The organism is Achromobacter sp. SLBN-14, from assembly GCF_006715415.1.
Lineage (GTDB): Bacteria > Pseudomonadota > Gammaproteobacteria > Burkholderiales > Burkholderiaceae_B > Achromobacter > Achromobacter mucicolens.
In genome coordinates this window covers 39,591-58,337 of record NZ_VFNE01000001.1, presented here as the reverse complement: position 1 = coordinate 58,337, position 18,747 = coordinate 39,591, and the positions used below count along the sequence as shown (strand labels likewise).

At 68.0% G+C, this 18,747-nt stretch carries 14 protein-coding genes; 9 read left to right on the top strand and 5 right to left on the bottom strand.

Annotated elements, in window-relative coordinates; translation table 11 throughout:
• Position 1 precedes the first annotated feature (1 nt).
• From FBY20_RS00240 to FBY20_RS00220, 5 genes are read left to right on the top strand one after another with little or no spacing between them, the layout of a single operon-like run.
• Complete coding sequence (locus tag FBY20_RS00240; protein ID WP_142049207.1) at positions 2-1,672, top strand: hydantoinase B/oxoprolinase family protein; 1,671 nt, start codon at positions 2-4, stop codon at positions 1,670-1,672.
• Positions 1,669-3,717, top strand: coding sequence for a hydantoinase/oxoprolinase family protein (locus tag FBY20_RS00235; protein ID WP_142049205.1), 2,049 nt, complete (start codon positions 1,669-1,671; stop codon positions 3,715-3,717). Before FBY20_RS00240 ends, FBY20_RS00235 begins: the two co-directional genes overlap by 4 nt.
• 9 nt (positions 3,718-3,726) lie before the next feature.
• Complete coding sequence (locus FBY20_RS00230; RefSeq protein ID WP_142049202.1) at positions 3,727-4,335, top strand: cysteine hydrolase family protein; 609 nt, start codon at positions 3,727-3,729, stop codon at positions 4,333-4,335.
• A complete protein-coding gene (locus FBY20_RS00225; protein ID WP_142049199.1) occupies positions 4,332-5,735 on the top strand; it encodes an FAD-dependent oxidoreductase in 1,404 nt (467 codons plus the stop codon). Before FBY20_RS00230 ends, FBY20_RS00225 begins: the two co-directional genes overlap by 4 nt.
• A 9-nt stretch (positions 5,736-5,744) precedes the next feature.
• Positions 5,745-6,608, top strand: a complete 864-nt coding sequence (locus tag FBY20_RS00220) for an oxaloacetate decarboxylase (RefSeq protein ID WP_142049196.1) — start codon at positions 5,745-5,747, stop codon at positions 6,606-6,608.
• A gap of 113 nt (positions 6,609-6,721) precedes the next feature.
• On the opposite strand, the gene FBY20_RS00215 is transcribed toward FBY20_RS00220, so the two are convergent.
• Positions 6,722-7,342 carry a chorismate lyase gene (locus FBY20_RS00215; protein WP_142049193.1) on the bottom strand — a complete coding sequence of 207 codons (621 nt, stop codon included), beginning with the start codon at positions 7,340-7,342 and terminating at the stop codon, positions 6,722-6,724.
• 115 nt (positions 7,343-7,457) lie between these two features.
• Between FBY20_RS00215 and FBY20_RS00210 the strand changes: the two genes are divergently transcribed.
• Positions 7,458-8,189 carry a pseudouridine synthase gene (locus tag FBY20_RS00210; protein ID WP_142049192.1) on the top strand — a complete coding sequence of 244 codons (732 nt, stop codon included), beginning with the start codon at positions 7,458-7,460 and terminating at the stop codon, positions 8,187-8,189.
• 75 nt (positions 8,190-8,264) lie between these two features.
• On the opposite strand, the gene FBY20_RS00205 is transcribed toward FBY20_RS00210, so the two are convergent.
• A complete protein-coding gene (locus FBY20_RS00205) occupies positions 8,265-9,176 on the bottom strand; it encodes a LysR family transcriptional regulator (RefSeq protein ID WP_056316487.1) in 912 nt (303 codons plus the stop codon).
• Between the two features lie 332 nt (positions 9,177-9,508).
• Here FBY20_RS00205 and FBY20_RS00200 point away from each other — a divergent pair, with 332 nt between their 5' ends.
• Genes FBY20_RS00200 through adeC form a run of 3 tightly spaced genes read left to right on the top strand, consistent with a single transcriptional unit; the run spans position 9,509 to position 15,384 of the window.
• Positions 9,509-10,711, top strand: a complete 1,203-nt coding sequence (locus FBY20_RS00200; protein WP_370458324.1) for an efflux RND transporter periplasmic adaptor subunit — start codon at positions 9,509-9,511, stop codon at positions 10,709-10,711.
• 15 nt (positions 10,712-10,726) lie between these two features.
• Positions 10,727-13,906: an efflux RND transporter permease subunit gene (locus FBY20_RS00195; protein WP_062840887.1), complete on the top strand. Its 3,180-nt coding sequence runs from the start codon at positions 10,727-10,729 to the stop codon at positions 13,904-13,906.
• Positions 13,906-15,384: an AdeC/AdeK/OprM family multidrug efflux complex outer membrane factor gene (adeC, locus tag FBY20_RS00190; protein WP_142049189.1), complete on the top strand. Its 1,479-nt coding sequence runs from the start codon at positions 13,906-13,908 to the stop codon at positions 15,382-15,384. The genes FBY20_RS00195 and adeC overlap by 1 nt, the downstream gene beginning before the upstream one ends.
• An 87-nt stretch (positions 15,385-15,471) precedes the next feature.
• Here adeC and FBY20_RS00185 read toward each other — a convergent pair whose 3' ends face one another.
• From FBY20_RS00185 to FBY20_RS00175, 3 genes are all read right to left on the bottom strand, one after another.
• The gene (locus FBY20_RS00185; RefSeq protein WP_056316497.1) at positions 15,472-15,723 is read right to left on the bottom strand and encodes a GlsB/YeaQ/YmgE family stress response membrane protein; all 252 of its coding nucleotides are present in this window, start codon (positions 15,721-15,723) and stop codon (positions 15,472-15,474) included.
• 113 nt (positions 15,724-15,836) lie between these two features.
• Entirely contained in the window at positions 15,837-16,451 is a 615-nt protein-coding gene (locus tag FBY20_RS00180; protein WP_142049186.1) for an SCO family protein, read from the bottom strand.
• A gap of 157 nt (positions 16,452-16,608) precedes the next feature.
• Positions 16,609-18,675 (bottom strand): M3 family metallopeptidase, encoded by a 2,067-nt coding sequence (locus tag FBY20_RS00175; RefSeq protein ID WP_142049183.1) that lies wholly within the window; start codon positions 18,673-18,675, stop codon positions 16,609-16,611.
• Positions 18,676-18,747 lie beyond the last annotated feature (72 nt).

The following is an 18,747-nucleotide window of genomic DNA, read 5'->3' as shown; positions in this document are numbered from 1 at the left end:
CATGCTTGACCCCGTTACCCTGGCGGTCCTGAAGGGCCGCCTGGAACAGATCGCCGACGAAATGGACGCGACGCTGTACCGCAGCGCGTTCAATCCCATCATCGCCGAGGCCCATGACGCCTGCCACGGCATGTACGACGCCGCCACCGGCGCCACGCTGATCCAGGGCAAGTCGGGCCTGCCCGTCTTCGTGGGCGCGATGGCGTTCGCGGTGAAGGCGGCGGCCAAGGCCGCGGCCGGCCGTGGCGGCATGGTGGATGGCGACGTGTGGCTGTTCAACGATCCGTACGAAGGCGGCACGCACGCCAACGACTTCAAGCTGGTCAAGCCGGTGTTCCGCGGCGGCAAGCTGTTCTGCTTCCTGGCGTCGGCAGCCCATTGGCATGACGTGGGCGGCGCGGTGCCCGGCAACTACAACCCGGCCGCCACCGAATGCTGGCAGGAAGCGGTGCAGATCCCGCCCGTGCGCATCGTGCGCGCGGGCGTGCTGGACCAGGACGTGCTGGCCATCCTGAAGGCCAACACGCGCCTGCCCGACAGCCTGTGGGGCGATCTGAACGGCCAGCTCGCGGCGCTGGAACTGGGCGCGCGCCGGCTGGACGGTCTGCTGGACGAATACGGCGATGCCACGGTGCTGGAGTCCCTGGACACCCTGCGCGAACGGGCGCGCCGCCTGATGCGCGATCACATCGCCCGCCTGCCGGATGGCGAATACGCCTTTGAAGACATGCTGGACAACGACGGCGTGCGCGACGCGCCGCTGCGCATCGCGCTCAAGCTCACCATCGCCGGTGACCGCCTGGGACTGGACTTCACCGGCACGTCGCCGGCCTGCGCGGGTCCGGTCAACATCTCGCGCGCCACCGCCATCGCGGCCTGCTACGTGGCGCTCAAGCACCTGTTCCCGGATGTCCCCGCCAACGCGGGCGTGCTGGACGCGGTGGACGTGACGCTGCCGGACGGCCTGGTGATCTCGGCCGACCGTCCGCGTCCGGTCGGGGGCTACACCGAAACCATCCTGCGCATGATCGACGTGATCTTCTGCGCGATGGCCCAGGCCGCGCCGGACCGCGCGATGGCGCAGGCCTACGGCACGATCAACGCGCTGTCGATCGCCGGCTACCGCAGCGACGCCGCCCGCAAGGGCCAGCGCTGGGTGATGTTCAGCTTCTTTGGCGGCGGCCACGGCGGGCATTCGGACGGCGACGGCCTGAGCCACGGCAATGCGCCGATCTCCACCGCCACCATTCCGCCGCTGGAAATCCTGGAAGCGGCGTATCCGGTGCGCTTCACGCAATGGGCGCTGCGTCCGGATTCGGCGGGCGATGGCGCGCATCGCGGTGGCCTGGGCGCGATCTATGAAATCGAATTGCTGGAAGACAGCGCCGAGGCCTTCATCTTCGGCGAGCGCGGCCGCAGCGCGCCCAAGGGCATCGCGGGCGGCGGCCAGGCCGCGCTCAACGTCTTTCGCTATCAGCAGGACGGCCAGTGGCTGTCCCCGCCCATGAGCTCGAAGATGCTGGGCATCCGGCTGCAACGCGGCGACCGCGTGCGCCTGGAAACCCCGGGCGGAGGCGGCTATGGCGATCCCGCGCGGCGTGACCCCGCGGCGCGCGAGCACGACCGCAAGATGGGCTATGTGAGCGACATTCAGAAGGAGCAGTCGGCATGAGCGCGGCGCAAGGTTTGGTGGTGGGCGTGGACGTGGGCGGCACGTTCACGGATCTGTTCGTGCTGGACGAGGCGGGCGGCAGCGCCCGCGTGGTCAAGGTGCCGTCGACCCGCGGCGAGGAAGCGCGCGGTTTCATGAACGGCATCGCCCGCGTGGCTGACGGCGCGGGCGACATCGCGACGATCGTGCACGGCACCACCGTGGGCACCAACGCACTGCTGGAGCGCAAGGTCGCGCGCACCGGCATCATCACGACCGAGGGCTTTCGCGACGTGCTGGAAATGCGCCGCCGCGACCGGCCGCAGACCTGGGGCCTGCGCGGCAACTATGAACCCGTCGTGCCGCGCGATCTGCGCCTGGAAGTGCGCGAGCGCGTGCTGGCCGATGGCGCGCTGCACACGCCCGTGGACCTGGACCAGGTCGAGGCCGCAGCGCGCACGCTGCTGGCGCAAGGCTGCGAGGCGGTCTGCGTGTTCTTCGTGAACGCCTACGCCAATCCCGTCAACGAAGCCCAGGCCGCCGCCCGCGTGCGGTCCATCTGGCCCAACGGCAACGTCACCGCCGCCACCGAGGTGCTGCCCGAGATCCGCGAGTTCGAGCGGTGCTCGACGGCGGTGCTGAACGCCGCGCTGCAGCCCGTGGTGGGCAGCTACCTGACGCGCCTGGAATCCGATCTGCAGCAGCACGGCTTCCAGGGCGAACTGCTGGTGGTGCAGAGCAATGGCGGCGTGATGTCGCGCCAGACTGCGTGCGACGTGCCCGTGCGCACCGCCTTGTCGGGGCCGGCGGCCGGCGTCATCGCGTGCGCGGCCATTGCCCGCGCCGCGGGCTTTCCCAATGTGGTCACGGGCGACATGGGCGGCACCTCGTTCGACGTGTCGCTGGTGGCCGAGGGCGAGGCCTCGCTGTCGGCGCAGACCGCCATCGACTTCGGCATGGTCGTGCGCGCGCCGATGATCCAGATCGAAACCATTGGCGCGGGCGGCGGCTCGATCGCCAGCGTCGACGCCGGCGGGCTGCTGCAGGTCGGCCCTGAATCCGCGGGCAGCATCCCCGGCCCGGCCTGCTATGGCCGCGGCAACACCCGGCCCACCGTCACGGACGCCAACGTGCTGCTGGGCCGCATTGCCGCGGACCGCCCGCTGGGCGGCGGTCTTCTGGCCAAGATGGACGTCGACCTGTCGCGCGCCGCCATCGAAGAACACGTGGCGCGTCCGCTGGGACTGGACGTGCACGCCGCGGCGGAAGCCATACTGATGGTTGCCAACGCCAAGATGGCGGGCGCGATCCGCGTCGTGTCCATCGAGCGCGGCCACGATCCGCGCAAGTTTGCCTACATGCCGTTCGGCGGCGGCGGCGCGCTGCACGTGTGCGCCATGATGAACGAGGTGGACGCCGCCCACGGCATTGTGCCGCGCTATCCGGGCGTGACGTCGGCGCTGGGCTGCGTCATGGCCGACATGCGCCATGACGGCGTGCAGACCCTGAACGTGGCGCTGGATGCGCTGGACGCGGCCGACCTGCTGGCCCGCATCGACGAGCTGGCAGACGCCTGCCAGCAGCGCCTGGATTCGGCGGGCGTGTCGTTCGAGGGCATCCGCGAAAGCATCGAGCTGGACATGCTGTACGTGGGCCAGAGCCACACCGTGCGCGTCGAAGTGGGCCGCGCGGACCTTAGCCGCGAGGGCATTGCCGCCGCATTCGACCGCGCCTACCAGGCCGCCTTTGGCCGCAGCCTCACCGGCATTGCGGTCCGCATTCTGAACCTGCGCTACGCGCGGATCGGCCAGCGTCCCAAGTTCGATCTGGCCCTCTTGGCGCCCACCAGCACAGCCATGCCCGCGGCGCTGGGCACGCAGGCAGTCTTTCATGCCGGGCAATGGCACGATGCGGTGCGCTATGCGCGCCTGGACCTGCCGGTCGGCGCCGAGGTGGCGGGCCCCGCCATCCTGGAACAGCCCGACACCACCATCTGGATCGAGCCCGGCTTTGCGGGCCGCGTCGATTCCCTGGGCAATCTGCTGATCGCCCGGACTGCATCGTAGGAGCCCGCCATGCACGCCTTCGATCCCCGCACGACCGCGCTGGTCATCATCGACCTGCAGAACGACTTCCTGGCGCCGGGCGGCGCCTACGACCGCGGCGGCGCGGTCAGCCCGCAGGCCAGGGCCTTGCCCGCGCGGGTCGCGCCCGTGGCCCGCGCGCTCAAGCGGCGGGGCGGTTTCGTGGCCGCCAGCCAGTTCACGCTGTGGCCCGATGCGCATGGCGAACCCATGATCTCGCCGCATCTCAAGCAACTGCGCCCGTTCCTGCGCCGTGGCGATTTCGTGGCCGGCTCACCCGGGCAGGCCAACGTGGCCGAGCTGAACGGGCTGGTCGACGTATCGGTCTGGAAGGTCGCGTACTCCGCCTTCTTCAACACGCAGCTCGACTGGGTGCTGCGGCGCGCGGGCATCTCCAGCGTGGTGGTGGCGGGCATCGTCACCAATGGCGGGGTCGCCAGCACGGTGCGCGATGCCCACATGCGCGACTATCACGTGACGGTGCTGGCCGATGGCTGCGCCGCGCCGACACCCGCCATGCACGAGGCCGCGCTGGCGGACCTGCGCACGGTGGCCGAGGTGGTGTCGTGCCAGGACCTGCTGGACAGGCTGGCATCGTGAGCGCACCCGTCGTCAGAAGGGGCGAAGCGCCCGGCGCGGACGCGATGCACGTGCCGGTGGCCATCATCGGCGCGGGCGCCTGCGGCCTGACCGCCGCGCTGCGCCTGGCCAGCGCCGGCATCGAGACGGTGCTGATCGAACGCGATGCCGTGCCCACCGGATCCACGGCGCTGTCTTCCGGTTTCATTCCCGCGGCAGGCTCTGCCGTGCAGCGCGCCGCAGGCATCGAGGACGACGCGCAGCGCTTTGCCGCCGACATCCAGGCCAAGGCCAACGGCACGGCCTCGCCAGCCCTGGTGGCTGCCTACACCGGCGCGGCCGCCGCCGCCATGGACGCATTGGCCGCGCACGGGCTGCGCTTCGAGGTGCTGGACGGCTTCCTGTATCCGGGACACACGGCGCGGCGCATGCACACGCTGCCCGAGCGCACCGGCGCGGCGCTGGTCGCCGCCCTGGAACGCGCCGCCACCGGGGCTGGCGCCTACCTGCTGACGCGCGCGCTGGCCCGCGAAATCTGGACGGACGACGAAGGCCAAGGCCGCGTGTCGGCGGTGGGCTGCGAACGCCCGGACGGCTCGGTCGACGTGATCGGCTGCGATGTCCTGATCCTGGCCTGCAACGGCTTTGGCGGCAACGCCGCGATGGTGGGCGAGTACCTGCCCGCCATGCGCGAGGCCGTCTACGGCGGCCATGCGGGCAACGACGGCAGCGCCATCCAGTGGGGCACGCAGCTGGGCGCGCGTCTGGCGGACCTGGGCGGCTACCAGGGCCACGGCTCCTGGGCCACGCCACAAGGCGCGCTGATTTCCTGGGCGGTGATGATGGACGGCGGCGTGCAGATCAACCGCGAGGGCCGGCGCTTTCACGACGAAACGCACGGCTATTCCGAGGCCGCGGTCCACGTGCTGGCGCAGCCGGACTCGGTCGCCTGGAACGTCTTCGACGACCGCACGCTTGCGTTGGCGCGCGGGTTTCCCGACTTCGTGCAGGCCGAGCAAGGCCAGGCGCTCAAGACGTGCGCCGGCGTGCCCGAGCTGGCCGTGCTGATCGGCTGCGATCCGCTCGTGCTGGGCCAGACGCTGGATGCGGTCCGCCCCGGCGCGCCGGATCCGCTGGGACGTCGCTTTGAACGGACCCTGCAGGCGCCGTATCACGCGGTCAAGGTGACCGGCGCACTCTTTCACACACAAGGCGGACTGGACATCGACGCGCAATGCCGCGTCCTGGACAACGCCGGCCAGGCGCTGCCCAACCTCTTGGCCGCGGGCGGCGCCGCCCGGGGCGTTTCGGGCAACGACGTGTCGGGCTATCTGTCCGGCAACGGCTTGCTCAGCGCGGTTGCGGGCGGCCATATCGCCGCGGCCACGGCGGCGGCGCTGCTCGGGCGCCGCCTGGATTAGGAACCCAAGATGCAAACACAGAATCTGAAAGCGCAATTGGCGGCCGGCACCGTGCTGGCTCCCGGCGTCTACGACGCCTTGTCGGCGCTGATCGCCGAGCAGGCGGGCTTTTCCGCGCTGTACCTGTCGGGGGCGTCGATCGCTTACTCGCGGCTAGGCCGTTCGGACATCGGCCTGACCACGTACACCGAGGTCGAGGACACGCTGGCGCGCATCGCCGAGCGCGTGTCGGCGGCCGTGATCGTGGATGCCGACACGGGATTCGGCAACGCGCTGAACACCCAGCGCACCGTGCGCGGCTTCGAGCGCGCGGGCGCGGCCATGATCCAGCTCGAAGACCAGACCTTTCCCAAGCGCTGCGGCCACCTGGACGGCAAGAGCGTGATTCCCGCTGCCGAGATGTGCGGCAAGCTGCGCGCCGCCGTGGACGCACGCGTCAATGCGTCGACGCTGATCCTGGCGCGCACCGACGCGCTGGCGTCCGAGGGCCTGGAGGCGGCGCTGGACCGCGCAGAATCCTATCTGCAAGCCGGTGCGGACGCGCTCTTCATCGAAGCGCTGCGCACGCCGGAGCAGATGCGCGCGGCCTGCGACCGCTTTGCGGCGCGCGTGCCGCTCCTGGCCAACATGGTGGAGGGCGGCAAGACGCCGGTGCAGGACGCCGGCGCGCTCGCCGCCGTCGGGTTTCGCATCGTGATCTTCCCGGGCGGCACCGCGCGCGCCGTCGCGCATACGCTGCAGGGTTACTACGGCAGCCTGCGCCAGCACGGCACCACGGGGCCGTGGAAGGACAGGATGCTGGATTTTGACGGGCTCAATGACGTGATCGGCACGCCGGAACTGCTGGAGCAAGGGCGGCGGTACGAAGGCTGAACCCGCTTACAGCGGGGGCAGGGTTCCTGAATCGGGGCGGTGTGCGCGGTTGTGACAGCAGCGGGGGCGCCGCGCGGGCTGAACGTTTTCGCTGCGGCCCGCACTCAGCCGCCTCAGCGCGGCGTGCGCTGGTGCGGCACGAGCGGCGGCACGGGCTGGCCGGCGATCAATTTCCAGAAGTCCGGCAGAAAGCACTCGGCCACCAGCAGCGGCTGGCCCTGGCGCCAGAACACCGAGCGGCGCGCCCAGATCCGGCCGGCCTGCAGCGCGCGGGCTTCGGGCGGCAGCACGTTCGAGGCGGTGGCATGGAACGGCACGGGCGACGCCAGACGGCGGCACGCGAACGGCGACCGGATGACCGTGCTGTCGTGATACAGCATGTCGGCCAGCGGCCGGGTCAACAGGCGCCGCATGCCTTGCCAGGCCCCGTGCGAGGCCGTCAGCGGCGTCAGGCTGCGCGCCGGCACGCTGTCCACGCCATTCACCGACATCAGTACTTCGCGGATCCACACGGGCGCGCCTGGCGCGATCTGCATCGCGCGCGCCTCGTCGGCCGGCGCGCCGTCGGCGTACTCGGCCAGCACCCGCAGACGCACTTGCCCGACCTGGCGCAGGCCAGCGGTCAGCGCGCCAGGCCGGAACAGCCAGTGGCGTTGGGCGGGGGACAGAAGGGCCGGGGCTTGCGCCAGCCAGCCGGCGGCGAGAGGGGGGCGATGGGCTGCGGGTTTCGTCATGGCTGCGTATTATGCCAAGCCCCGCGATGCCAAGCCCCGCGACAAGGCCGTCTGCGTCGCAATGCCGCAGGGCAGGGGCAAGGGCAGAGCAGCCGGCCCGCATACAATACCGCCCATGGAAAAAGTACGTATCTCCAAGCTCATGTCCGAGCGCGGACTCTGTTCCCGCCGCGAGGCGGACAGCTATATCCAGCGCGGCTGGGTCCGCGTCGACGGCGTCGTCGTGTCCGAATTGGGCGCGCGCGCCTATCCTGACCAGGTCATCACGCTGGAACGCGCCGCGCACGCGCGCCAGACCTCCCGCGTCACCATCCTGATCAACAAGCCCGTGGGCTATGTGTCCGGCCAGGCCGAAAAAGGCTACACGCCCGCCGTGGCGCTGATCGATTCACGCTCGCGCTTTGCCGGCGACCGCGCCCCGCAGCGCTTCGAACGCGCCCACCTGGACGGGCTGGCCGTCGCTGGCCGCCTGGACATCGATTCGCAAGGGCTGCTTGTCCTGACGCAGGACGGCCGCGTCGCCAAGCAGCTGATTGGCGAAGACTCCACCATCGACAAGGAATACCTGGTGCGCGTGCAGGGCGAGCTCTCCGACAACGGGTTGGCCTTGCTGAACCACGGCCTGTCGCTGGACGGCAAGCCCCTCAAGCGCGCCCAGGTGCGCTGGCAGAACCACGACCAGTTGCGGTTCGTGCTGCGCGAAGGCAAGAAACGCCAGATCCGCCGCATGTGCGAAATGGTGGGATTGAAAGTGATCGGCCTGAAACGCGTGCGCATCGGCCGCGTCGCGCTGGGCGACCTGCCGCTGGGCCAATGGCGCTACTTGCGCGACGACGAGTCCTTCTGACACTCGCTCCCTGATTAGTCACCCGTCCCGACATCTGCTGTCGGCGTACCAAGGATTTTTCAGTCTGTTTCGGCCTTAGCCGCGTCTCATGAAAGCAGGCGTATCCTTCGCTTGCCAGTGGCTGCCCAGCCGCTCCATCAGGAACTCGATGAAGATCCGGGTCTTGGCGGGCAGCAGGCGCGTCTCGGTGACGGCGTGGACTGGAAACGGGCCAAGCTGCCAGTCGGGCAGCACGCGCTGCAACTGGCCGGACTGCTGTTCCGCCAACTGACCTCCCACCAGCACCGCAATGCCCGCGCCCAGCATGGCCAGGCGGCGGGCCATGGCGACGCCGTTGACGGAAAACCGGTTGCCCGGCGTGAACTCGATGTGCTGTTCGCCATTGGTAAGCGGCCAGCGCGTCACGCGGCCGGCGCCTTCCGCGCGGAACTCAATGCACTCGTGCCGGGTCAAGTCGCTGGGATGCTTCGGTTCGCCGTGCTTCTCCAGGTATTCGCGCGAGGCATACAGGTAGGCAGGCAGCATGCCCAGCAATCTTGCAATCTGGGTCGAGTCGGGCAGGTCGCCGATTTCGATCGACACGTCGCAGGTCTGGAACACGCGCGATGCGTGGTCCGGGTTCGCGAGGTCCAGGAAAAACGTCACATCGGGATAGCGCCGGGAAAACTCCATGAACGATTCAGCCAGGAAGTCCGTGCCGAAGTCCGCGGGCATGTTCACCCGCAGCGGCCCGGCCGGCGTGTCCACCAGCTTTTGCAGTTCTTCATGGGCGATCTGCGCCTCGGCCACGATGCGCTGGCAGCGTTCGAAATACAGCCGCCCGGCGTCGGTCAGTTCCACCTTGCGCGTGGTGCGGCTCAGCAGCCGCAATCCCACGGACCGCTCCAGTTCGGCCACCTGGCGAGACAAGGTCGACTTTGGCACGCCCAGCGTTGCCGCAGCGCGGCTAAAACTGTTTGTCTTGGCGACCTCGACGAAGAGTTCCATTCCCTGTAGGCGTTTCATGACCGAATTTTGTCACAGTGCGGATCGGACAATTGTCCCATAAATGGAATGATGTTTTCTCTTCATGCCCCTTTGTTTCTAAAGCGGGATAACTCAGAATGCGAGTTCTGCAATGCAGCAATGCGATAAACGTCCAGCCTTGCGTGTTCCACGCGAATCCACCCAGGTCGAACGCCGCGGACCGCGCCAAGACGGTCTGACGGGCTGATGTTCTTCGCAGAATCGCCCCAGGCAAACCGGCCCCTTCAGGGCCAACAAGCACGCGGCGCTTGCGCGGCGTGGGGCTACCTTTATTGAAATCGGGAATGCAATCTATGAATAAGAAAAGCGCTATGTGGCGCGGCGCGGCGGTTTTCGCGCTGACGGCATCGGCTCTCACCCTGGCCGCTTGCGGCAAGAAGCAAGAGGCGCCCCAGGCGGGCAAGCCGCAGGTCACGGTCGTCACCCTGGCGACGCAGCCCGTTTCCCTTACCACCGAACTGCCTGGCCGCACGTCCCCGTTCCGCGTGGCCGAAGTCCGCCCGCAGGTCAACGGCATCGTCCAGAAGCGCCTCTTCACCGAGGGCGGCGAGGTCAAGGCGGGCGAACAGCTCTACCAGATCGATCCCGCCCTCTACCAGGCCAACGTCGACAGCCAGAAGGCGGCGCTGGCCCGCGCCCAGGCGCAGCAGAAGACGGCCGCGCTGCTGGCCGAACGCTACAAGCCGCTGGTCGCCACCCGCGCGGTCAGCCAGCAGACCTACGACAACGCCGTCGCCTCGCGCGATCAGGCCGCCGCCGACGTGCTGTCGGCCAAGGCGGCGCTGGACACGGCCCGCATCAACCTCGTCTACACCAAGGTGCTGTCGCCCATCGACGGCATCATCGGCCGCTCCGCAGTCACCGAAGGTGCGCTCGTGACGGCCAACCAGACCAGCGCGCTCGCCGCGGTGCAGCAAATCGACCCCATCTACGTCGACCTCACGCAGTCCAGCGTGCAATTGCTGCGCCTGCAGGACGCCCTGGCCAGCGGCCAGCTGCAAAAGGCGAATGGCGAGCAGGCCGCGCTGGTCACGCTGACGCTGGAAGACGGCTCGCAATACAAAGAGACCGGCAAGCTCCAGTTTTCGGAAGTGACCGTGGATCCGGGCACCGGCTCGATCACGCTGCGCGCCGTGTTCCCCAACCCGGACCGGCGCCTGTTGCCCGGCATGTTCGTGCGCGCGCGCCTGGCTGACGGCGTCGCGGCCGACGGCCTGCTGGTGCCGCAGCGCGGCGTGACGCGCAACCAGCGTGGCCAGCCGACCGCGCTCGTCGTCAACGCCAAGAACCAGGTCGAATTGCGTGACCTGAAGACCGATCGCGCCATCGGCGACAAGTGGCTCGTCACGGACGGCCTGGCCGCCGGCGATCGCGTGATCGTGGAAGGCCTGCAGATGGTGCGCCCCGGCGTTGAAGTGGTCGCCACCGAGGCCAGCGCCAAGGCGCCGCAGCCGCAGCAGCCGCAAGCTGCCGGCGCCGCGCCGGCCAAGCAGTAAATCAGGGAGCCACGCATGGCAAAGTTTTTTATCGACAGGCCGGTATTTGCCTGGGTGATCGCGATCGTGCTGATGATGGCCGGCGCGCTGTCCATCCTGCAGCTGCCGGTTGCCCAGTATCCCAACATCGCGCCGCCCGCCATCGGCATCGCGGTGACCTACCCGGGCGCGTCCGCGCAGACCGTGCAGGACACCGTCGTGCAGGTGATCGAGCAGCAGATGAACGGTCTTGACGGCCTGCAGTACATCTCCTCGGAAAGCAACTCCGACGGCAGCATGTCCATCACGCTGACCTTCAAGCAAGGCACCAACCCCGACACCGCGCAGGTGCAGGTCCAGAACAAGCTTGCGCTGGCGCAGCCGCTCCTGCCGCAGGAAGTGCAGCAGCAGGGCATCCGCGTCACCAAGGCCACCAAGAACTTCCTGATCGTGGCGGGCTTCGTGTCCACCGACGGCTCGATGACCAAGGACGACCTGGCCGACTACGTCGCCTCGTACGTGCAGGACCCCATCAGCCGCACGCAGGGCGTGGGCGACTTCCAGCTCTTCGGCTCGCAGTATGCGATGCGGATATGGCTGGACCCGGCCAAGCTCGTCAACTACGGGCTGACCACGGTCGACATCACCACCGCGATCAAGGAACAGAACGTCCAGGTGTCGTCCGGCCAGCTGGGCGGCCTGCCGTCCGTGCGCGGCCAGCAGCTGAACGCCACCATCATCGGCCCGTCGCGCCTGCAGACGCCCGAGGACTTCGGCCAGATCCTGCTCAAGGTCAATTCCGACGGTTCGCAGGTGCGCCTGCGCGATGTCTCGCGCATCGAACTGGGCGGCCAGACCTACGCCATCGACAGCTTCTACAACGGCAATCCGGCTTCGGGCCTGGCCATCAAGCTGGCGCCGGGCGCCAACGCGCTGGACACGGCGCAGGCGGTGCGCGACACCATCAACAACCTCAAGCCGTATTTCCCGCCGGGCATGGACGTCGTCTATCCGTACGACACGACGCCGTTCGTCAGCCTGTCGATCCATGAAGTGTTCAAGACGCTGGTCGAGGCCATCATCCTGGTGTTCCTGGTGATGTATCTCTTTCTGCAGAACTTCCGCGCCACCATCATTCCCACGCTTGCCGTGCCGGTGGTGCTGCTGGGCACCTTCGGCGTGTTGGCTGCCTTCGGCTATTCCATCAACACCTTGACCATGTTCGGCATGGTGCTGGCCATTGGCCTGCTGGTCGACGACGCCATCGTGGTCGTGGAAAACGTCGAGCGGGTGATGGCCGAAGAAGGCCTCACGCCCAAACAGGCCACGCGCAAGTCCATGAGCCAGATCACCGGCGCGCTGATCGGCATCGCGATGGTGCTGGCCGCCGTGTTCATCCCGATGGCGTTCTTCGGCGGCTCCACGGGCGTCATCTACCGTCAGTTCTCGATCACGATCGTGTCCTCGATGGTGCTGTCCGTGATCGTGGCCATCGTCTTCACCCCGGCCCTGTGCGCGACGCTGCTCAAGCCCATTCCCAAGGGCCATCATGGCGCCAAGAGGGGCTTTTTCGGGTGGTTCAACCGCACGTTCGAACGCAGCAGCAACGGCTACGCCAACACCGTCGCGCGCGGCCTGAACCGCACCAAGCGCCTGATGGTCGTGTATCTGGCGCTGGTCATCGCGATGGGCTGGCTGTTCACCCGCATCCCCACCGCGTTCCTGCCGGCCGAGGACCAGGGCATCCTGTTCGCCCAGATCCAGACGCCCGCCGGCGCCACCGCCGAGGCCACCAAGGCCGTCATCGACGACGCCACCAAGTACCTGCTGACCGAAGAAAAGGACGCCGTCACCTCGGTGTTCGCGGTCAACGGCTTTAACTTCGGCGGCCGCGGCCAGAATGCGTCCATCCTGTTCATCAAGCTGCGCGACTGGGAAGAGCGCGGCGATGCCAGCCTGAAGGCCGCCGCCGTGGCCGGGCGCGCCAACGCGCATTTCGCCCAGACGGAACGCCGTGCGAAATTGTTCGTCGTGCCGCCGCCGTCCGTGATGGAACTGGGCAACGTCACCGGCTTTGACTTCCAGCTCATGGACCGCGCCGGCGTGGGCCACGAGAAGCTGCTCGCCGCGCGCAACCAGCTGCTGGGCGAGGCCGCTCAGAGCCCGGTGCTTGTGGGCGTGCGTCCCAACGGCATCGAGGACGCGCCGCAGTACCAGCTGGATATCGACCGCGAAAAGGCCCGCGCCCTGGGCGTGGCCGTGTCGGACATCAACAGCACGCTGGCCACCGCGTGGGGCTCGTCGTACGTCAACGACTTCATCGACCGCGGCCGCGTGAAGAAGGTGTTCGCGCAGGGCGAGGCGTCCTCGCGCATGCTGCCGGAAGACCTGAACAAGTGGTACGTGCGCAACAAGGATGGCGACATGGTGCCGTTCTCGGCGTTCTCCAGCGCCACCTGGAGCTTCGGCCCGCAGAAGCTGAACCGCTACAACGGCGTGCCGTCGTACAACATCCAGGGCCAGGCGGCGCCGGGCTACAGCTCGGGCGCAGCCATGGAAGAAATGGAGCGCCTGGCGGCCAAGCTGCCGGTGGGTGTCGGGTTCGAATGGACCGGCCTGTCGTTCGAAGAACGCCTGTCCGGCGCCCAGGCGCCCGCGCTGTACGCGATCTCGCTCATCGTGGTGTTCCTGTGTTTGGCGGCGCTCTATGAAAGCTGGACCATTCCGTCCGCGGTCATGCTGGTGGTGCCGCTGGGGATCATCGGCGCGCTGCTGGCCACGCTGATGCGCGGCCTGTCCAACGACGTGTACTTCCAGGTGGGTCTGCTGACGACCATCGGGCTGGCGGCCAAAAACGCCATCCTGATCGTGGAGTTCGCCAAAGAGCACTATGAATCGGGCGCCAGCCTGACGGAATCGGCCATCCACGCCGCCCGCCAGCGTCTGCGTCCCATCCTGATGACATCCCTGGCGTTCATCCTGGGCGTGACCCCGCTGGCGATTTCCAGCGGCGCGGGCTCGGGCAGCCAGAACGCCATCGGCACGGGCGTGATCGGCGGCATGCTGACCGGCACGTTCCTGGCCATCTTCTTCGTACCGGCTTTCTTCGTCATCATGCTGCGCGTGTTCAAGGTCAAGCGCATGAGCGAAAACGTCGACAAGCACGACACCAGCGCCAAGGGGCCGCAGGACGTGCCGGCGGAGGGTCAACCGTAATGACATTCCCGATGAGAACCTTGCTGTCTGTATCCCTGGCGGCGGCCCTGGCGGGCTGCTCGCTGGCCCCCACCTACGAGCGTCCCGATGCGCCCGTCGACGCGGCTTACCCCACGGGGCCGGCCTACAACGCCGCCCAGACGGCCGCACCGGCCGGCATGGCCGTGGCCGACATCGGCTGGCGCGACTTCTTCGGCGATCCGCTGTTGCAACAGCTGATCGAACAGTCGCTGACCAACAACCGCGACCTGCGCGTGGCCGCGCTGAACGTCGAGGCGGCGCGCGCGCAGTACCGCATCCAGCGCGCCGACCTGGCGCCCAGCATCGGCGTGGCGGGCCAGGGCTCGGCCCAGCGCACGCCGGCCGACCTGTCGCCCAGCGGCCGTGCCACCACCAGCCACAGCTACCAGGTGGGCGCCGCCATGTCCGCCTGGGAGCTGGACCTCTTTGGCCGCATCCGCAGCCTGAGCGACAAGGCGCTGGAGTCGTATCTGGCGCTGGACGAAACCCGCACCGCCACGCAGCTCACGCTGATCGCCGAAGTTGCGAACGCTTACCTTACGCTGCGCGCGGACCAGGAGCTGCTCAGCCTGACGCGCGACACGCTCAAGAGCCAGCAAGACTCCTACAACCTGACCAAGCAGAGCTACGACCAGGGCCTGTCCACGGCGCTGGACCTGAGCCAGGCCGAAGTGTCGCTGCGCACGGCCGAGCGCAACCTGTCGCAATACACGCGCCAGGCCGCGCAGGACCGCAATGCGCTGGTGCTGCTGGTGGGCCAGCCGTTGTCGCCCGAGATGGCGGCGGCGTTGGACAACGCGGTCAAGCTGGACGACAGCATGCTGCCGACCACGCTGCCCGCCGGCCTGCCGTCCGATCTGCTGGCCCGGCGCCCGGACATCCGTGCCGCCGAGCATCAGTTGAAGGGCGCCAACGCCAATATTGGCGCGGCGCGCGCCGCGTTCTTCCCCACCATCAGCCTCACTGGCTCGGCCGGCACCGCCAGCGCCAGCCTGGGCGGCCTGTTCGACGGCGGCTCCGGGGCCTGGAGCTTCGCGCCCCAGATCACGGTGCCGATCTTCGCGGGCGGCTCGCTGCTGGCGGGGCTGGATCTGGCGAAGGTGCAGAAGAACATCCAGGTGGCGCAGTACGAGAAATCCATCCAGACGGGATTTCGCGAAGTGGCCGATGCGTTGGCCGGCCGCGGCACGCTGGACGAGCAGATCCAGGCGCAACGGTTGCTGGTGGACGCCAACCAGCGCGCGTATGACGCGTCCGAGCAACGTTTCCGGCAGGGGATCGACGATTACCTGAGCGTGCTGGATTCGCAGCGCTCGCTGTACACCTCGCAGCAGGCGCTGGTCGACACGCGTCTGGCGCGGCTGACCAATCTGGTCACGCTGTACAAGGTGCTGGGCGGCGGCTGGACGGAGCGCACGGTGGCCGCGCCTGCCGCGCCTGCCGCGCCGGCGGGCTGATTGCCTGGCGCGCGTTTGCGGTTTGCCATGCAAAACGGGCCGATCTTGCGATCGGCCCGTTTTTTTTGCCTGTCGGACGCGCGGACGTCAGGTGCGCTTTCTGGCGATCAGGCCCACCACGAACAGCACGATGATCGCGCCGACGACGGATCCGATCCATCCCGCGGGTTCGCCGGGGGCGTACCAGCCCAGCGATTGGCCCAGGAAGCCGGCCACGACGGCGCCGATGATGCCCAGAATGGTGGTCATGATGATCCCCATGTTCTGGTCCCCGGGCATGATGGCGCGGGCGATCAGGCCCACGATGAACCCGACGATGATCATGATGATGATGCTCATGCGCGTACTCCTTACTAGGGAAAAGGGGGCAATGTGGACTGATGATACCCACGGATACCCGCGCCCCGCGCGCCACCGTTGTAACAACTGGTGTGCGGACCCCGCCCGTCGGGTCAGGAGGTCAAGTCGATGAGCTGGCGCACATCCTTGGTCAGCGCCTCGATGCTGTCGGTGTCAGATGCCAGCAGGCGCGCCTTTCCGTCCTCGTCGAAAATGTACACGCCGCGGCTGTGCGTCACTTCGTACATGTCGGCGTCGTCGCCAGGACGGGGCTTTTCGATCTGGTAGGCCACGCGGTAGCGGCGGGCCAGGTCCGCGATCTGCTTTTCGTCGCCCGTCACGCCGATGGCGTTGTTGTTGAAGGCGTTGACGTAGGCCTGCAGGATGTCTGGCGTGTCGCGGTGCGGGTCCACGCTGACAAAGAGAATCCGCACGTCCTTGGCCTTGTCGCCCAGGTTCTGCAACACCGCGGTCAACTGCGCCATGGTGGTGGGGCAGATGTCCGGGCAGCTGGCGTACCCAAAAAAGAGCAGCACCGTCTTGCCCTTCAGGTCGTCGCTGCTGACCGTCTTGCCGCCCGCTCCCGGTAGCGAGAACTTCAGGTCCGGCAGGTGCCCCTTGACGTTGTAAAGCGTCCAGTCCACGTTCCTGTCGCCGCAGGCGGCAAGAAACACACACAAAGCCATCAGCAGTCCGCCAAAGAAGCGGCCGGTAATCGAGTGTCGCATGGGTCCAGTAGCCGGAAGGGGGTAAACCTTTCGGATTCTACCTGCTGGATCCGCGGAGAGTTTGCGCGGTCGCAATGCCTTGTGCCGGCGCAGGCTGAAATCAAAAAAATGGCCCGCTTGAACGCGGGCCATTTCCAGGGAGCGAACAACCGCTCGATCAGCCCGCTGTCATTCCGCTATGGCGCAGCAGCGCATCGATACGCGGCGCGCGGCCGCGGAACGCGGCAAATGAATCGGCCGCCGGACGCGAGCCGCCCACGGCCAGCACTTCGCGGCGAAAGCGCGCGCCGGTTTCCGGATCCAGCGTGCCCAGCGCATTGCCCGCCTGTTTGGCAGCCGCTTCCTCGAAGGCCTCGTACGCGTCCGCCGACAGCACTTCGGCCCACTTGTAGCTGTAATAGCCCGCGCCGTAACCGCCCGCGAACAGGTGCGAGAAGGCGTGCGGCAGGCGATGCCATTGCGGCGGGAACAGCACCGCCACTTCCTGGCGCACTTCCTGCAGCAACGCCAGCACCTCGGAAATCGACGCGCCCTTGCTGCGGTCGTGCATCAGCATGTCGAAGAGCGCAAATTCGATCTGGCGCACCGTCTGCATGCCGCTCTGGTAGTTGCGGGCGGCGACCAGGCGGTCGTAGAGCGCGCGCGGCAGGGGCTCGCCGGTGTCCACATGCGCCGACAGCTTCTGCACCACGGCCCATTCCCAGCAGAAGTTCTCCATGAACTGCGAAGGCAGCTCGATGGCGTCCCATTCGACGCTGGCGAATGCCGCGGCGCCGGGCTCGTCGACTTCGGACAACAGCGCGTGCAGCGCATGGCCGGTTTCATGGAACAGGGTGATGACGTCGTCGTGCGTCAGCACGGCGGGACGATCGCCGTTGGGGCGCGAGAAATTGCACGTCAGGTAGGCAATGGGCGTTTGCACCGTGCCGGCCACGACGCGGCGCGTGCGCTCGCTGTCGACCCAGGCGCCATTCTGCTTGCCGGCGCGAGCGTACAGGTCCAGGTACAGATGGCCGATCAGCGCGCCTTCGGGGCTTTCGACGCGCACGCCGCGCACGTCGCCGTGCCACGACGACACGGGTGTCTCGGTCAGGCGCACGCCGAAGAGGGTCTGGATCACGTCGAACAGGCCGGCCAGCACGCGCGGCTCGGTGAAGTACTGTTTGACCTCGTCTTCCGAATACGCATAGCGCGATTCGCGCAGGCGTTCCGAGGCGTAGGCGACGTCCCACGGCTGCAGGCTGTCCAGGCCCAGTTCGCCGGTGGCGTAAGCCGTGAGTTCGGCCAGGTCACGCTGCGCGAAAGGCTTGGCGCGCGCGGCCAGGTCGCGCAGGAACCCGGTCACTTCCTTGGCGTCGCGGGCCATGCGCGTCTGCAAGCGCAGCGCGGCAAACGTGCCCAGGCCCAGCAGGCCCGATTCTTCGGCGCGCAGCGCCAGCAGTTCTTCGATCAGCGGCGAGTTGTCGAACTTGGCGTCGCCCTGCTCGGACGCCACCGTGCCGTAGCCGCGGTACAGCGCCTCGCGCAACGAGCGGTCCTTGGCGTACTGCATGACGGGCAGGTAGCAGGGCATCTTCAGCGTGAGCTTCCAGCCGGCCTTGCCGTCTTCCTGGGCGGCGGCGCGCGCGGCGGCGATCACGTCCGCCGGAACGCCGGCCAGGCGGCCTTCGTCTTCCACGATCAGCGACCACGCGTCGATGGAATCGAGCACGTTTTCCGAGAACTTCTGCGAGGCCTGCGCCTCGCGATCGGAGATCTGGGCATAGCGTTCACGGTCCGCGCCTTGCAGTTCGACCCCGCTCAGGCGGAAATCGCGCAGGGCCATTTCCACGATGCGGCGGCGCACCGGCGTCCAGGACGCGAAGTCGGGCGCGGCGGCCAGCCGCTGATATTGCTTGTACAGGCCTTCGTGCAGGCCCACCCAGGTCGAAAACTCGGTGACCAGCGGCAGCGCGGCGTTATAGGCTTCGCGCAGCTCCGGCGTATTGACGACCGCATTCAGATGGCCGGCCACCGACCAGGCGCGCCACAGTCGCTCGGACGCGGTGTCCAAGGGCTCGACCACGGCCTCCCAGGTGGGCGCGAGCGCGGGGTCGGCAGCCTGGTCGACGGCCTTGCGGGCGATGCCCAGCAGCTCTTCGACGGCAGGCACGATATGCGCGGGTTTGACGGCCGCGTAGTCGACCAGTTCGGACACGGGAGCGAGCAAGGGGTTCTGAGTCATGGTGTTACCGGCTTATTGAGTGGCGGACGACGCGCGCGGCGCGCCGGCGATAAGGATCAGGTGAGGGCGATC

Excerpts from the sequence above, each read along its gene's own strand:
- FBY20_RS00210 (WP_142049192.1), top strand. The coding sequence starts at position 7,458 with ATGGAAAAAGTACGTATCTCCAAGCTCATGTCCGAGCGCGGACTCTGT.
- FBY20_RS00175 (WP_142049183.1), bottom strand. The coding sequence starts at position 18,675 with ATGACTCAGAACCCCTTGCTCGCTCCCGTGTCCGAACTGGTCGACTAC.
- FBY20_RS00230 (WP_142049202.1), top strand. The coding sequence starts at position 3,727 with ATGCACGCCTTCGATCCCCGCACGACCGCGCTGGTCATCATCGACCTG.
- FBY20_RS00235 (WP_142049205.1), top strand. The coding sequence starts at position 1,669 with ATGAGCGCGGCGCAAGGTTTGGTGGTGGGCGTGGACGTGGGCGGCACG.
- FBY20_RS00185 (WP_056316497.1), bottom strand. The coding sequence starts at position 15,723 with ATGAGCATCATCATCATGATCATCGTCGGGTTCATCGTGGGCCTGATC.
- FBY20_RS00220 (WP_142049196.1), top strand. The coding sequence starts at position 5,745 with ATGCAAACACAGAATCTGAAAGCGCAATTGGCGGCCGGCACCGTGCTG.
- FBY20_RS00180 (WP_142049186.1), bottom strand. The coding sequence starts at position 16,451 with ATGCGACACTCGATTACCGGCCGCTTCTTTGGCGGACTGCTGATGGCT.
- FBY20_RS00205 (WP_056316487.1), bottom strand. The coding sequence starts at position 9,176 with ATGGAACTCTTCGTCGAGGTCGCCAAGACAAACAGTTTTAGCCGCGCT.
- FBY20_RS00215 (WP_142049193.1), bottom strand. The coding sequence starts at position 7,342 with ATGACGAAACCCGCAGCCCATCGCCCCCCTCTCGCCGCCGGCTGGCTG.
- FBY20_RS00200 (WP_370458324.1), top strand. The coding sequence starts at position 9,509 with ATGAATAAGAAAAGCGCTATGTGGCGCGGCGCGGCGGTTTTCGCGCTG.
- FBY20_RS00240 (WP_142049207.1), top strand. The coding sequence starts at position 2 with ATGCTTGACCCCGTTACCCTGGCGGTCCTGAAGGGCCGCCTGGAACAG.
- FBY20_RS00195 (WP_062840887.1), top strand. The coding sequence starts at position 10,727 with ATGGCAAAGTTTTTTATCGACAGGCCGGTATTTGCCTGGGTGATCGCG.
- adeC (WP_142049189.1), top strand. The coding sequence starts at position 13,906 with ATGACATTCCCGATGAGAACCTTGCTGTCTGTATCCCTGGCGGCGGCC.